This window comes from Streptomyces sp. NBC_01445, assembly GCF_035918235.1.
In the GTDB taxonomy this organism is placed as follows: Bacteria; Actinomycetota; Actinomycetes; order Streptomycetales; family Streptomycetaceae; genus Streptomyces.
Genome location: NZ_CP109485.1, coordinates 3,005,107 through 3,017,446 on the forward strand (window position 1 = coordinate 3,005,107; position 12,340 = coordinate 3,017,446).

At 72.9% G+C, this 12,340-nt stretch carries 12 protein-coding genes; 7 read left to right on the forward strand and 5 right to left on the reverse strand.

From position 1 onward, the window contains the following. Positions 1-206: 206 nt before the first annotated feature. On the reverse strand, positions 207-941 hold the full coding sequence (locus tag OG574_RS13840; protein WP_326773475.1) for a DUF7873 family protein: 735 nt from the start codon (positions 939-941) through the stop codon (positions 207-209). 71 nt (positions 942-1,012) lie between these two features. On the opposite strand from OG574_RS13840, the gene OG574_RS13845 reads away from it, so the two are divergent. Continuing rightward, a complete protein-coding gene (locus tag OG574_RS13845) occupies positions 1,013-1,471 on the forward strand; it encodes a hypothetical protein (protein WP_326773476.1) in 459 nt (152 codons plus the stop codon). Positions 1,472-1,527: 56 nt separating this feature from the next. Further along, positions 1,528-2,061: a hypothetical protein gene (locus tag OG574_RS13850; protein ID WP_326773477.1), complete on the forward strand. Its 534-nt coding sequence runs from the start codon at positions 1,528-1,530 to the stop codon at positions 2,059-2,061. Between the two features lie 9 nt (positions 2,062-2,070). On the opposite strand, the gene OG574_RS13855 is transcribed toward OG574_RS13850, so the two are convergent. Further along, positions 2,071-3,348 carry an SWIM zinc finger family protein gene (locus OG574_RS13855; RefSeq protein WP_326773478.1) on the reverse strand — a complete coding sequence of 426 codons (1,278 nt, stop codon included), beginning with the start codon at positions 3,346-3,348 and terminating at the stop codon, positions 2,071-2,073. Positions 3,349-3,361: 13 nt separating this feature from the next. Further along, complete coding sequence (locus tag OG574_RS13860) at positions 3,362-6,226, reverse strand: DEAD/DEAH box helicase (protein WP_326773479.1); 2,865 nt, start codon at positions 6,224-6,226, stop codon at positions 3,362-3,364. Positions 6,227-6,448: 222 nt separating this feature from the next. On the opposite strand from OG574_RS13860, the gene OG574_RS13865 reads away from it, so the two are divergent. From OG574_RS13865 to OG574_RS13875, 3 genes are all read left to right on the forward strand, one after another. Beyond that, positions 6,449-7,042: a histidine phosphatase family protein gene (locus OG574_RS13865; RefSeq protein WP_100591435.1), complete on the forward strand. Its 594-nt coding sequence runs from the start codon at positions 6,449-6,451 to the stop codon at positions 7,040-7,042. A 93-nt stretch (positions 7,043-7,135) separates the two neighbouring features. Then, positions 7,136-7,774 carry a hypothetical protein gene (locus tag OG574_RS13870; protein WP_326773480.1) on the forward strand — a complete coding sequence of 213 codons (639 nt, stop codon included), beginning with the start codon at positions 7,136-7,138 and terminating at the stop codon, positions 7,772-7,774. Between the two features lie 88 nt (positions 7,775-7,862). Continuing rightward, positions 7,863-8,285, forward strand: coding sequence for an acyl-CoA thioesterase (locus OG574_RS13875; protein WP_326773481.1), 423 nt, complete (start codon positions 7,863-7,865; stop codon positions 8,283-8,285). A gap of 28 nt (positions 8,286-8,313) precedes the next feature. On the opposite strand, the gene OG574_RS13880 is transcribed toward OG574_RS13875, so the two are convergent. Then, positions 8,314-9,168, reverse strand: a complete 855-nt coding sequence (locus tag OG574_RS13880) for an NAD(P)H-binding protein (protein ID WP_326773482.1) — start codon at positions 9,166-9,168, stop codon at positions 8,314-8,316. A gap of 102 nt (positions 9,169-9,270) precedes the next feature. Between OG574_RS13880 and OG574_RS13885 the strand changes: the two genes are divergently transcribed. Both OG574_RS13885 and OG574_RS13890 read left to right on the forward strand, forming a co-directional pair. Beyond that, entirely contained in the window at positions 9,271-10,158 is an 888-nt protein-coding gene (locus OG574_RS13885) for a helix-turn-helix domain-containing protein (RefSeq protein ID WP_326778472.1), read from the forward strand. 196 nt (positions 10,159-10,354) lie between these two features. Next, positions 10,355-11,179, forward strand: coding sequence for a chitosanase (locus tag OG574_RS13890; protein ID WP_326773483.1), 825 nt, complete (start codon positions 10,355-10,357; stop codon positions 11,177-11,179). 319 nt (positions 11,180-11,498) lie between these two features. Here the strand turns inward: OG574_RS13890 and OG574_RS13895 are convergent, their stop codons facing one another. Next, positions 11,499-12,245 (reverse strand): AraC family transcriptional regulator, encoded by a 747-nt coding sequence (locus tag OG574_RS13895; protein ID WP_326773484.1) that lies wholly within the window; start codon positions 12,243-12,245, stop codon positions 11,499-11,501. Between the last annotated feature and the right edge of the window lie 95 nt (positions 12,246-12,340).

Genomic DNA, 12,340 nt, shown 5'->3' on the forward strand with positions numbered 1-12,340 from the left:
CAATTCGGGGCCTGGGGCCCGGGTCCGATCGATTCGGCGATGAGCGGCGAATACTGAGTCTGGAGCAAGAGTCTGAGATTGATGGCGGTCCGCGTGTGCTGTGCGGACCGCACCGTCACGACAAGCTTCAGCTTCAGCTTTGCGCTCCTCGCGCACCCCGGCCGCCGGCTGAGCGGCGCCCGGGGAGTCTTGTGCGGGGCCCTGGATCAGCCGAACAGATAGCTGAACACGGGGTCACCCGCCCGCTGGTCGGTCACCTCCGCCGCGTTCGCCTCCTCGCGGGCGAACTTGACGGCCTGCTGGAGCCTCTCGATCCGCTCCAGCAGCTCGTTCACCCTGCGCGCGGGCAGCGCGCCGGAGAACTTCACCGTCGTCCAGTACCCGACGGGCACGTCCTCGTAGTACACCTCGACCTGCGCCGGGTGCTTCTCGGTCGCCTCGGCCTTCACGTGGTTGCGCGGCACCTTCTTGGTGCGCAGCGTCCGCACCGGCTCCGTCTTCCAGTCGTCGGTCGACGGGTCCTGCGTCCACGACTCGGAGGCGTCGAGCAGGGGCAGCTTGCGCACGAAGGTGTTGAGGTCGACGAGCTGCTTCTCCAGGAAGAGCAGGTAGGCGACCGGCACCTGGCTCAGGACGGCCCGTCCGTCGACGGTGACATCGGCGCGCGCCTCGCAGTTCGCCCAGTCCTTGGTGGCGGTCACATCGAACAGCCGGGTCAGCGTCTTCGCGGTGTCCCGCAGCACGTGCTCGGCCTTCACCTGGACCCGCGTCGACTCGGGCGGCAGCTGCTCGCCCTCCTCGTCCTTGGGCTGGTAGGTACGCGAGATCCCGGCCAGGAGCGCCGGCTTCTGAAGCCCGTGATGGGCCGCCGTCAGGTCCTGGTGTGCCTTGGACTTGACGCCTTTCTCGACTGCGATGATCTGATTGAGTTTCGTTGCCACGCGAGAACGGTAGTCAGGCACCGCACTCCGAATCGAATGGTTTTTCCCCGGCCCACGAGGAGCAACTCACCATGGATGCGGCGCTGATAGCCGTGCTCGGCACCCTGCTCGGTTCCGTCGTCACCCACTTCTTCCAGGCGCGGTCCACTGAACGGGTCGCCGGACTCGCCCGCGCCGAGCAGCTGCGTCAGGAACGGATCTCCAGCTACAGCGCGTTCGCCGGGGCCCTGTTCGACTACCGGCGCAGTCAGAACGACCGCTGGTTCCGGGCCCATGAGGTGCCGGGTTCCACGCAGGCGGAGGAGGCCCGCTTCGCCTCGTACGAGGCGCGGATCAGCGCGCGGCAGGCGCTGGCGCGGCTCCAGTTGGTGTGCGACCGCGCGGACACGCGCCAACTGGCGGAGAGTTCCTTCGAGTTGGCGAACTGTCTGCACGAGGCGGTGGACGAGGAGGACCGGGACCGGCGGTCACAGCGGTGCAAGGAAGCCCTGACGAGGTTCATCGACTCGGCGGCCCCGAGCGTGCGCTGACCGTGTGTCCGACGTCGCCATGAGCGATCACCGGCCTCGGTGGGCAGTACCTCTGCATGACACACAGGCCGCTGCTCCTCCTGGACGTCGACGGGCCCCTCAACCCGTACGCCGCCCGCCTCCCCCGTCTGCGCGGTTACGCCGCTCACCGCGTCCACCCGGCGAACTGGCTCTCGCGCCAGGTCCCCGGCTCGCGCCGTCACCGCCGCGGGTTACGGGTCGTGCTCAACCCGTCCCACGGCCGGCGCCTGGCCGGCCTGCCCTTCGAACTGGCCTGGGCGACCACGTGGATGCACGAGGCGAACGAGATGATCGGCCCGGCGATCGGACTGCCCGCCGCGCTCCCGGTGATCGAGTGGCCCGAGCTGTTCGCCAGGGATCCCGACGGCCTCTACTGGAAGACGCGCCCGCTGCTCGACTGGGCGGCCGGCCGGCCCTTCGCGTGGGTCGACGACATGATCACGGATCTGGACTCCCGCCATGTGACCGCGCACCACGACGCTCCGGCCCTGCTCCTGCGCATCCATCCGCGCCACGGGCTGCGCGAGACGGACTTCACGACGCTGTCCCGGTGGGCGGAGGCGTTGTGACGCGACGCGTCACCGGCCGAGCAGTGCCGTGAGGGCTCCGACGGGGTCCGTGTCGGGGGTGCCTCTCGGCCACCAGTCCTCGCGGCCCGGGTCCGACTCGTAGCCGTACCAGAGCCCTTCGCGGCCGAGGCGGAGCTGGAGGTTGTCCGTGGACAGCCTGTTGCGGTGGGGACGGAAGTGGGGGAAGTCCGCGGCGATGAGGGCCGGGCGGGCACGGTCGAAGGGGCCGGCCGGCGGGTCCCACTCCTCTTCGAGGACGCCCAGGCCCGCGAGTCCGCCCTGGCGCCAGGCGGCGACGGCGCGGGCCAGGTCGGTGGCCGTGCGTCCGGTGCCCTGGGCGAGGGACTTGTAGAGCGCGCGCGTGGACGCCGCAAGGCCGGAGCCGGGGTGGGCGGCGGCGAGCCGGACCGCGTCCTGCCAGGGGGTGAGACCGGCGATCGGGTCGATGCCCCGGGTGAGGAAGGTGTGGGCGCGGGCCGCGGCCTCCGTGGCGAGGAGGTCGAGGGCGAGCGGGTCGGGGGCGCCGGACGCGTGCGGGTAGACGGGCGGGCGGCCCGGGTGCGCGGGGGCCGGGAAGGGCGGGGGCAGGAGCGGCAGGGTGCGGGGCGCGAAGGCTTCGCGGGCCTCGACCGAGGGCAGCGCGGGGGCCGTGGCGGAGCGCTCGCCGGCGGCCCGCGCCGCGTTGCGCCGGGTGAGGTCGGCGAGGAGCTCCTGTTCGCCACGGCCGCGCAGCAGGAAGAGGACGAACGGGTCCTCGTCGAGCAGTCGTGCCGTCTGATAGCAGAGCGCGGCCGCGTGCTTGCAGGGGTAACCGTCGTCCGGGCAGGAGCAGTCGGGGATCAGGTCGCCGACGGCGGGCAGGAGGTCGGCGACAGCGGCCAGCGCGTGCGGCACGTCCTTGTCGAGGAGGGCGGCCATGTGGTCGGGGCGGGCTGCCGCCGTGTCCAGGATGCGTTCCCAGTCCTCGTCGTGGAGGGTGCGCAGGCGGATCTCCGTGCGGTACGGGCGGGGGCGTGAGCCGTGGACGTAGGCCATGACGCGGCCGGGGGTCACGGTGATGGCGTCGACGTGTCCCCGGTCGGCGTAGGAGCGGCCACGGGTGAGGCGGGCCGTGTCGAGCGCCGTGTCCACGAGGGCGTCCACCCACGCGTTCCCCCACCAGGTCAGGGCGAAGTCGTCGGCCGTGCGGGTGCGGGGCGGCAGGGGCGGGAAGGTGCGGCGGCGGTCGTCGACGCGGGCGCGGGCCTGGGCGTGCGCGCCGGCGCGGCCCGGCGTGTGGGGTGTCATGCCGTCCTCCGTGTCATGCCGTCCTCCTGAGGGAGACGAGGTCGGCGAGCTCCCGGTCGGTCAGCTCGGTCAGGGCGGCTTCGCCGGAGCCGAGCACGGCGTCCGCGAGGGCCTTCTTGGCGGCGAGCATCTCGGCGATGCGGTCCTCGACGGTGCCCTCGGTGATGAGGCGGTGGACCTGGACCGGCTGGGTCTGGCCGATGCGGTAGGCGCGGTCGGTGGCCTGCTCCTCGACGGCCGGGTTCCACCAGCGGTCGAAGTGGACGACGTGGCCCGCGCGGGTGAGGTTCAGGCCGGTGCCGGCGGCCTTCAGTGAGAGCAGGAAGACGGGGACCTCGCCGGACTGGAAGCGGTCGACCATGCGCTCGCGTTCGGCCACGGGGGTACCGCCGTGCAGGAGTTGGGACGGGATCGCGCGGGCGGCGAGGTGGGTCGCGAGGAGGCGGGCCATGGACACGTACTGCGTGAAGACGAGGACGGAGCCGTCCTCCGCGAGGATCGTGTCGAGGAGTTCGTCGAGCAGGGCGAGCTTGCCGGAGCGGCCGGTGAGGCGGGCCCGCGGGCCTTCCGCCTCCTTGAGGAACTGCGCCGGGTGGTTGCAGATCTGCTTGAGCGACGTCAGGAGCTTCATGATCAGGCCGCGGCGTGCGATGCCTTCGGCGGCCTCGATCTCCGCCATCGTCTCGCGGACGACCGCCTCGTAGAGCGAGGCCTGTTCGCGGGTGAGGGGTGCCGGGTGGTCCGACTCGGTCTTCGGCGGCAGCTCGGGGACGATCCCGGGGTCGGACTTCTTGCGGCGGAGCAGGAACGGCCGCACGAGGCGGGCCAGTCGCTCGACGGCCTCGGCGTCCTCACCGGTCTCGACGGCGCGCGCGTGCCGTGCGCGGAAGGACTTGAGCGGGCCGAGCAGTCCAGGGGTCGTCCAGTCGAGCAGGGCCCACAGCTCGGAGAGGTTGTTCTCCACGGGGGTGCCGGTGAGCGCGATGCGGGCGGGCGACGGGATCGTGCGCAGCGCCTTGGCGGTGGCGGAGAAGGGGTTCTTGATGTGCTGCGCCTCGTCGGCGACGACCATGCCCCAGGTGTGCCCGGCCAGTTCGGCGGCGCGGGTGCGCAGGGTGCCGTACGTGGTGAGGACGAAGCCGCCTGCGAGGCCGTCGAGGGTGCGGTCCGTGCCGTGGAAGCGGCGGACGGGGACGCCGGGGGCGAAGCGGGTGATCTCCCGCTGCCAGTTCCCGAGGAGGGACGCCGGGCAGACGACGAGGGTGGGCGCCGCCTTGTTCCTGCGCAGGTGGAGCGCGATGAGGGTGACCGTCTTGCCGAGGCCCATGTCGTCGGCGAGGCAGCCGCCGAGGCCGAGCGAGGTCATGAGGTCGAGCCAGGCCAGGCCCCGCAGCTGGTAGTCGCGGAGCGTGGCGTGCAGGCCCGCGGGCTGGGTGACGGCGGCGGGGCCTTCGACGAGGCGGTCGCGGAGGTGGGCGAGGACGCCGGTGGGGACGGCCTCGACGCGCTCGCCGTCGATGTCGGCCTCGCCGGTGAGGGCCACGGCGAGGGCGTCGACGGGTTGGAGCAGTCCCAGCTCGCGTTTGCGGGCCTTGCGTACGAGGTCGGGGTCGACGACGACCCACTGGTCGCGCAGCCGGACGACGGGCCGGTGGGACTCGGCGAGTTCGTCCATCTCGCGCTCGGAGAGGGGGTCGCCGTCGAGCGCCAACTGCCAGTTGAACTTGAGGAGTTCCTCGCCGTCGAAGAACGGGGTGCCGTCGGTGGCGGAGCCGGGCGCGGCGGCGCGCACCACGGCGGTGGCGGTGAGGGCACGGGCCAGGTCCCTGGGCCAGTGGACCTCGACGCCCGCGTCCGCGAGGCGGGCCGCGGCCGGGCCGAGCAGGTCGAGCAGCTCGCCCTCGGAGAGTGCGAGGACGTCGGGCACGTCGCGCTCCAGGACGCGGCCGAGCGGGGGCCAGACACGGGCGGCGCGGCGCAGGGCGAGGACGGCGTCGATCCTGGCGCGCGGGCCGAAGTGCGCGTCGCCGTCACCGGCCCAGAGCCGGGCCGCGTCGACGACCTGGGTGGGGTCGGCGAGGCTGTGCACCTGGACGAGGGCGGCCCCGGCCCGCCGCCGCTCCTCGGCGCCTGGGCCTCCCGGGCAGTCCTCACCGGCGGAGGCGGGGTCGGTGGCATCGCCAGCGTCGTCCGTGTCGAAGAGCGTGAAGTTCGAGAGGTCGAGGCGCAGGGACACCCGTACGCCCGCGTCCATACCGGCGGCCGCCTCGACCGCCCAGGCACGCGCGCGGGGCAGGTGCTGCGGCGCGAAGGAGGCGAAGGGTGCCCCGGCCGCGAAGGGTGCGGCGGGGCTGCGCGGGAGGGAGTCGGCGACGGCGTCGAGGAACGCGCGCACAAGGGCCTCGGGCTCGGGCAGCCGCAGCGGCTTGGAGCCCTCGACGGGCGCGGCATGGGCCTCGTACGGCATGGCTGCGGCGATGGCGCGCAGCTGTGCGATGTCGTCCGCGTCGAGGGGTCCTGCGCGCCACGCGTCGTGGTCGGAGGGGGTGAGGCCGGGCAGGAGGCGGCCGCGGCCCACGAGGTGCAGGGCGTGCAGGGCGGCGGCGCCCCAGCAGGCCGCGGCGGGGTGGGCGCCAGGGGTGTGGCGGGCCCGGACGAGCAGGGGCAGGGCGTCGGTGACGGGCAGCCGGACTGCGGGCACGGTCCGGGCGCGGGCGCCCGCGCCGTGCGGCCGGACGACGGTGAGCGGAGTGGCGCCCGGCAGGTCCGTGCCGTCCGGGTGCCAGAACGCGACGCTGCTCTCGCGCGGCAGGGGCGCGGGAAGGAACACGGCGGCCGCGGCGACGGTGATGCCCCTGTGGTCGATCTGCTCCGTCATGGCCGGGCTCCTTTCCCTGGTCGGCCGGCATGGGTACGCCCTGGTCGGTGCGGCGTGCGTCGCCCTCGTCCGGCGGGACCGGCGACGTCTACGACCTTACGGGCGGGGTCTGACAATCAAGGCCGGGCGTCCCTCCCGCACCGCGTGTACGGTTCGAACGACGGCCCGTGCAAGATCGCCGGGCCCGACCGACGGCAGCCTCGGAGAGAACAGGACAGTCGCATGGGTGACCTGCTGCTGGTCCGGCACGGCGAGACCGAGTGGGCCCTGTCCGGGCGACACACGAGCTGGACCGACGTCCCGCTGACGGAGAACGGCCGCGAGCAGGCGCGCAAGCTCGCCCCGCTCGTCCGCAGCTATCACATCGGAGCCGTCTTCTCGAGCCCGATGGTGCGGGCCCACGAGACCGCGAAGCTCGCGGGTCTCGGGAACGTGCGGGTCGACGCCGACCTGTGCGAGTGGGACTACGGCGCCTACGAGGGCGTCACCACGCTCGAGATCCAGCGCACCCGGCCCAACTGGTTCCTCTTCACGGACGGGGTCGCGCCCGGCCCCCCGGAGCACCCCGGCGAGAGCCCGGAAGAGGTGGGGGCGCGGGCCGACCGCATGCTCGCGAAGGTGGACGCCGCGCTCGCGGAGAACGAGGGCAGCGTCGTCCTCTTCGGCCACGGCCACTTTTCGCGGGTCCTCACCGCACGCAGGCTCGGCCTGCCCCCGGCGGACGGGGCGCACTTCCTGCTGGCGACAGGCACGGTCAGCAGGCTGAGCACAGAGCACGGCCGGCCGGTCATCGCAGGGTGGAACCTGCGGCCCTGATACGCCGTCGGACCCGGCCGTTGTCAGACCCGTGCTGCACCATCGGAACGTACGGAGCACGTACCGGCCGAGGGACGGAATCAGGGGGGCGCCATGGCCAGGCCGCTGTCCGCCGCGCAGCGGCGCATCGTCGACGAGGCCGACCCGGTCACCGGGCGGCTGAAGGGCGGTGACGCCCAGCTCGCGCGCCTCGTCCTGATGAAGCTCGCGTTCCGGCACCCGCGACCGCCCCACGACCACTTCCTGACGCCGGCCGGACACCGGATACGGGAGGCGGGGGACGAACCGGAGCGCGCCGAGCAGCCCCCGCCGCCGGAGCCTTCGGGCGGCGGCCCCTTCGCGGCGCGGGTGGGCGGAGAGGCGCCGGTGCCGGGCGGTCCGGCGCGGGCGCGCGAGGTGTGCAGTGCCTGGCAGGGGCTCGTGGAGATGCGCCGGATGACCAATCCGGGCGGCGTCACCGACCGCCCGTGCGCCTGGGAGCGCGCGCATCTGGTGCAGGCCGCCGCCCTCGCCCTGGAGGCGGCGGGCTGCCGTCCGGCGGAGGGTGACACCGGGGACGGCTACCGTGTCGGCGGCACACCACAGCCGGAGGCGGTGGCCGTACGGGGGCGGGGGCCGGACGGAATCGCGGGCTGCGCCGCCGCGTTGGAGCGGGCAGGGTGGCAGGTCAGCGAGCACGCGGAACCCCGCACCGGGGGACGGTACTTGCTGGCGTCACCGCGAAGATCATGACGATCGAGAAGCAGACGTAGCACCCGAAGCAGAAGCCGTAGTAGCTGTACCAGCCTGATCAGCCGTAGTAGTCGTCGAAGGGGAAATCGTGGCCGAGCCGTTCACCGTGCGCATTCAAGTGCGCGGGTACGAGACCGACTCGCAGGGGCACCTCAATCAGAGCGTGTACCTGCAGTACGCGGAGCACGCGCGATGGGTGCTGCTCCAGCACGGCGGGATCCGGCAGGCCGACCTGCTGGCGAAGGGGGTCGGCCCGGTCGCCCTGGAGACGACCATCCGCTACCGCCGAGAGCTGCGCGCGGGCGACGAGGTGGACGTGAGCTGCGCGTTCGTGTGGACGGAGGGCAAGACGTTCCGGATCGAGCAGTCGATACGCAAGACCGACGGCACGCTCGCGGCTGAACTGACGAGTGCGGGCGGCCTGATGGACCTCAAGGAGCGCAAGCTCGTGGCGGATCCGCGCGAGTACTTCCGGGCACTCGCGTCGGATCCACGCGCCTTCGGCCTCTGATTCCCGACGGCCCTGGACGAACGCCGCCCTAGACGAACGCCCCCTTGTGCTCTTCGGCCCACATGGCGAAGGTACGGGGCGGGCGTCCGAGGATCCGTTCGACGTCGTCCGTGACGATCGCGTTGTGGCCGGCGCGGACGTACGCGAACCCTTCGAGGACACTGGCCACGGACTCCTCGGCGATGCCCGCGGCAAGCACGTACTCGCGGGCGGACTCCAAGGGCACCTCGACGGTCTCGACGGAGCGCCCGACCGCCGCGGCGATGGCGGCCGCCTGGTCGGGCACGGTGAGGAGTTCGGGTCCGGTGAGGGTGTAGACGCGGCCGGTGTGCCCGTCGGCGAGGAGGGTCTCCACGGCGGCCTCGGCGATGTCGCGCGGGTCGATCACGCCCTGGGCGCCGTCCGCGAACTGGTTGGGGACGGGCCGCCCGGCCCGGATCTCCGGTGCCGACCACAGGAAGTTCGACGCGAACGTCGTGGGGCGCAGTACGGTCCACTCCAAGTCGCCCGCCCGGAGCGCCTCTTCGCCCGGTACGTGCCACATGCCGAAACGTCCGGCGCCCGGCTCGCCCGTGCCGATCGCCGAGAGCTTCACGACCCTGCGCACGCCGGCCGCCCGCGCCGCGTCCAGCAGGTCCTTGTCCTGCGCGCCGGGCCCGGATCCCGAGCCGGGCAGGGTCACCATGAAGACGGCCGTCGCGCCGGACACCGCCGCGCCGAGGGTCTCCGGGTCGTCGAGGTCCCCTCGGACGACCTCGGTGGCGGGGCCGAACGCGGCGCGGGCCGGATCACGGGTCAGGGCGCGGTGCGGGACGCCACGCGCGGCCAGGAGGCGGGTCACTTCACTGCCGATGGTGCCGGTGGCACCGGTGATGAGGATCATGGCTGCAACGCTGCCGGTCAACGGGCCCCCGCAGCTAGGAAATTCCGGCACAGCCGGCGGCGCCCGGACGGCACAGCCCCCGGTTAACGTGGAGAGGTGACCATGCTGCGGGACAGGACGGCGGAACAGGCGGGGGCGCCGCACCACACCGGCACCCCCGGTCGGTACGGCACCCCTCTCGCGCCGCCCGAGGCACTGCGGCCCTGGATCACCGAGATCGACTCGATCAACTCCGTCGGCTCTTCGGACTTCGGTCAGGGGGACACAAGGCCGATCACCCACGTCCCGGACGCGGCGACGCGTCTGGTGTTCCGTGTGCTGCCGGACGGCGGCACCGACGTGGTCGCCATCGGCCCGCGCACCAAGGCCTCGTACTACGAGGAGAAGCGGCTCCCGATGTGTCTGCAGCTGCGGTTCCGGCCCGGGGCCGCGCGACCGCTGCTCGGGGTGTCCACACGCGAACTCGTGGGCCGCGCCGAGCCGTTGGAGTCGCTGCCGGGCGAGGCGGGCCGACGGCTCGCGCGCGGGCTCGCGGCCCTCGGGCCCGCCCCGGACCCGGACGCCGTACTCGCGCGCATGACGGAGCTGCTGCCGGACGGTCTCACGCCGCGCGACCGTGGCGAGCGCGCCCGCGACGGCCTGGTGCGGGCGGCGGTGGAGGCGCTGTCGACGGCCCCGGGGCGCGACCGGCCGGGGACGGTCACCGAGGTGGCCCGGCAACTCGCCGTGAGCGAGCGCCAGTTGCGCAATCTCTTCGCGGACGGCGTCGGTCTGTCCCCCAAGCACTTCGCGCGGATCGACCGGGTGCGCCAGGTGCTCGCCGGCGCGGGCGCCGAGGAGCACCCGCGGTGGGCCGGACTCGCGCACGCCACCGGTTACTACGACCAGTCGCACATGACGGCGGAGTTCCGCGCACTGCTCGGCGTACCGCCGACGGCGTTCGTCACGGGACGCCTCCCGGCCGCGCGCCCCTGCGGCCCGGGCCACTGATCCCACCGGCGCCCCGCCCACCCCCTCCCCACATACAAAACCGCCGTTCACGTGCGGGAACGGCCTGCGGGAGCACATCGACCCCCGCCCCACACCCCCAACTCCCTTCCGCTTGACGGGTATACGTCACCCGCAATCTCTGGTAGGAAACCTTCCTAACAGTTCGCGGAAGAACGAGCTCCCCCATGGAGGTCCCGTGCACACCCCCCACATACGCACGTCGCGTCGCACCCTGCTCGCCCTGATCGGCGCCTCGGTCGTCGCGGCCCCGCTCCTCACGACCCAGCTCGCGACGGCCACACCCGTCTCCGCGAGCGGGCTCGACGACCCGGCGAAGAAGGAGATCGCCATGAAGCTGGTGTCGAGCGCGGAGAACTCCTCGCTCGACTGGAAGGCCCAGTACGGCTACATCGAGGACATCGGTGACGGCCGCGGCTACACCGCCGGGATCATCGGCTTCTGTTCCGGCACCGGCGACATGCTCGACCTCGTGGAGCTGTACACGCAGCGCAAGCCCGGCAACGTCCTCGCGAAGTACCTGCCCGCCCTGCGCGAGGTGGACGGCACCGACTCGCACGACGGCCTCGACCCGAACTACCCGCGCGACTGGGAGAAGGCGGCCGAGGACTCCGCGTTCCAGCAGGCCCAGAACGACGAGCGCGACCGCGTGTACTTCAACCCGGCGGTCTCACAGGGCAAGGCGGACGGCATCGGCACGCTCGGCCAGTTCGCGTACTACGACGCCATCGTGATGCACGGCGACGGCGATGACGCGACGAGCTTCCGCAACATCCGCAAGCGCGCCCTCGCCCAGGCCCAGCCGCCGGCGCAGGGCGGCGACGAGGTCGCGTACCTGAACGCGTTCCTCGACGCTCGGGTGTGGGCCATGAAGCAGGAGGAGGCCCACAGCGACACGAGCCGCGTCGACACCGCGCAGCGCGTCTTCCTCAAGAACGGCAATCTCAACCTGGACCCGCCGCTCGACTGGAAGGTGTACGGGGACAGCTACCACATCGGCTGACAACTCCCTTCCCAAGGCGGCGCGTTCGGCTTTCACGTGAGCCGGGCGCGCCGCTTGCGCGTACGCCGAACAGCCCATGCACCCCGTCCGTCTACGCACGTCACCCCGATGCGTTGCCCCCAGCGTCACCCCCGAAGCGAGAGGCCCGTACCCGACGGGTGACGTCCGGCACGTGTCCGACATCTCGGTGACCGGTGACGGGCGGATGCTCGTCAGCTCGGCGTCGGACGCGGGGGGACGACGGGCCGTTCGACTCGGCGGTGAGTACGGCGGGGCGCGTGCGCGGCCCGGACGGCCAAGGGACACGTAAGGAGAAGCCCTAGGGCCTCCGGCTGTGCTCCCCCGGCGTGGTGCCGAACGCGCGGCGGAACACGTCGATGAACGCGCTGGTGGACGACCAGCCGCAGCGGTGCGCGACCGCTGTGACCGGCTCGCCCTCCGCCAGCATCCGCAGTGCGTGGTAGAGGCGGAGCTGGGTGCGCCATTGAGGGAAGGTCATCCCCAGTTCGCGGCGGAAGAGGCGGCTCAGCGTGCGTTCACCGGCGCCGGACGCCCTCCCGAGCGCGGCCAGGGGGCGGGCGTCGGCCGGGTCGTCGGACAGGAGGTCGCAGACCGCCTTGAGGCGCGGGTCGGTGGGGGTGGGGAGTTGGAGGGGCTGCTGCGGGGATGCGCGCAGCTGGTCGAGGAGGACGGCGCGCAGGCGCCTGCTCTCGGGGCTGTCGTCGTCGGGGTCGCGGGTGGCGGCGAGGAGCAGTTCGCGCAGCAGCGGGCTGACGGTCAGGACGGTGGGCGCGTCCAGGCCGAGCGGGTTGACCCGGGCGGGCAGGCCGAGCGTGTGCAGGGCGAGGTGCCCGTGGGCGCGGTGGGCGTGGACGCAGCCGGCAGGTACCCAGATGGCGCGGGTGCCGGGCGCGAACCAGGTGCCGGCGTCGGTGGTGACGGCGAGGACTCCCGAGCCCGCGTAGACGATCTGGTGCTCGTCGTGCCGGTGCGGGTCGATCCGCCCGCCCGCCGCCAGCGTCTGGGTGCGGGTGGGTGCCTGTGGAGTGTGGCGGATATCCGGCATATGTTGGCACTTTATCGGAAGCGCGCCACGGCGGCCCGTACGGACGATGGACGGGTGTCAGACAACCGGACCTCCGTCTCCCCCGCGCCCACGAC

Coding starts and splice junctions, on each gene's coding strand:
- OG574_RS13845 (WP_326773476.1), top strand. CDS start 1,013: ATGGATGCGGCGCTGATAGCCGTGCTCGGCACCCTGCTCGGTTCCGTC.
- OG574_RS13850 (WP_326773477.1), top strand. CDS start 1,528: ATGACACACAGGCCGCTGCTCCTCCTGGACGTCGACGGGCCCCTCAAC.
- OG574_RS13855 (WP_326773478.1), bottom strand. CDS start 3,348: ATGACACCCCACACGCCGGGCCGCGCCGGCGCGCACGCCCAGGCCCGC.
- OG574_RS13860 (WP_326773479.1), bottom strand. CDS start 6,226: ATGACGGAGCAGATCGACCACAGGGGCATCACCGTCGCCGCGGCCGCC.
- OG574_RS13865 (WP_100591435.1), top strand. CDS start 6,449: ATGGGTGACCTGCTGCTGGTCCGGCACGGCGAGACCGAGTGGGCCCTG.
- OG574_RS13870 (WP_326773480.1), top strand. CDS start 7,136: ATGGCCAGGCCGCTGTCCGCCGCGCAGCGGCGCATCGTCGACGAGGCC.
- OG574_RS13880 (WP_326773482.1), bottom strand. CDS start 9,168: ATGATCCTCATCACCGGTGCCACCGGCACCATCGGCAGTGAAGTGACC.
- OG574_RS13885 (WP_326778472.1), top strand. CDS start 9,271: ATGCTGCGGGACAGGACGGCGGAACAGGCGGGGGCGCCGCACCACACC.
- OG574_RS13895 (WP_326773484.1), bottom strand. CDS start 12,245: ATGCCGGATATCCGCCACACTCCACAGGCACCCACCCGCACCCAGACG.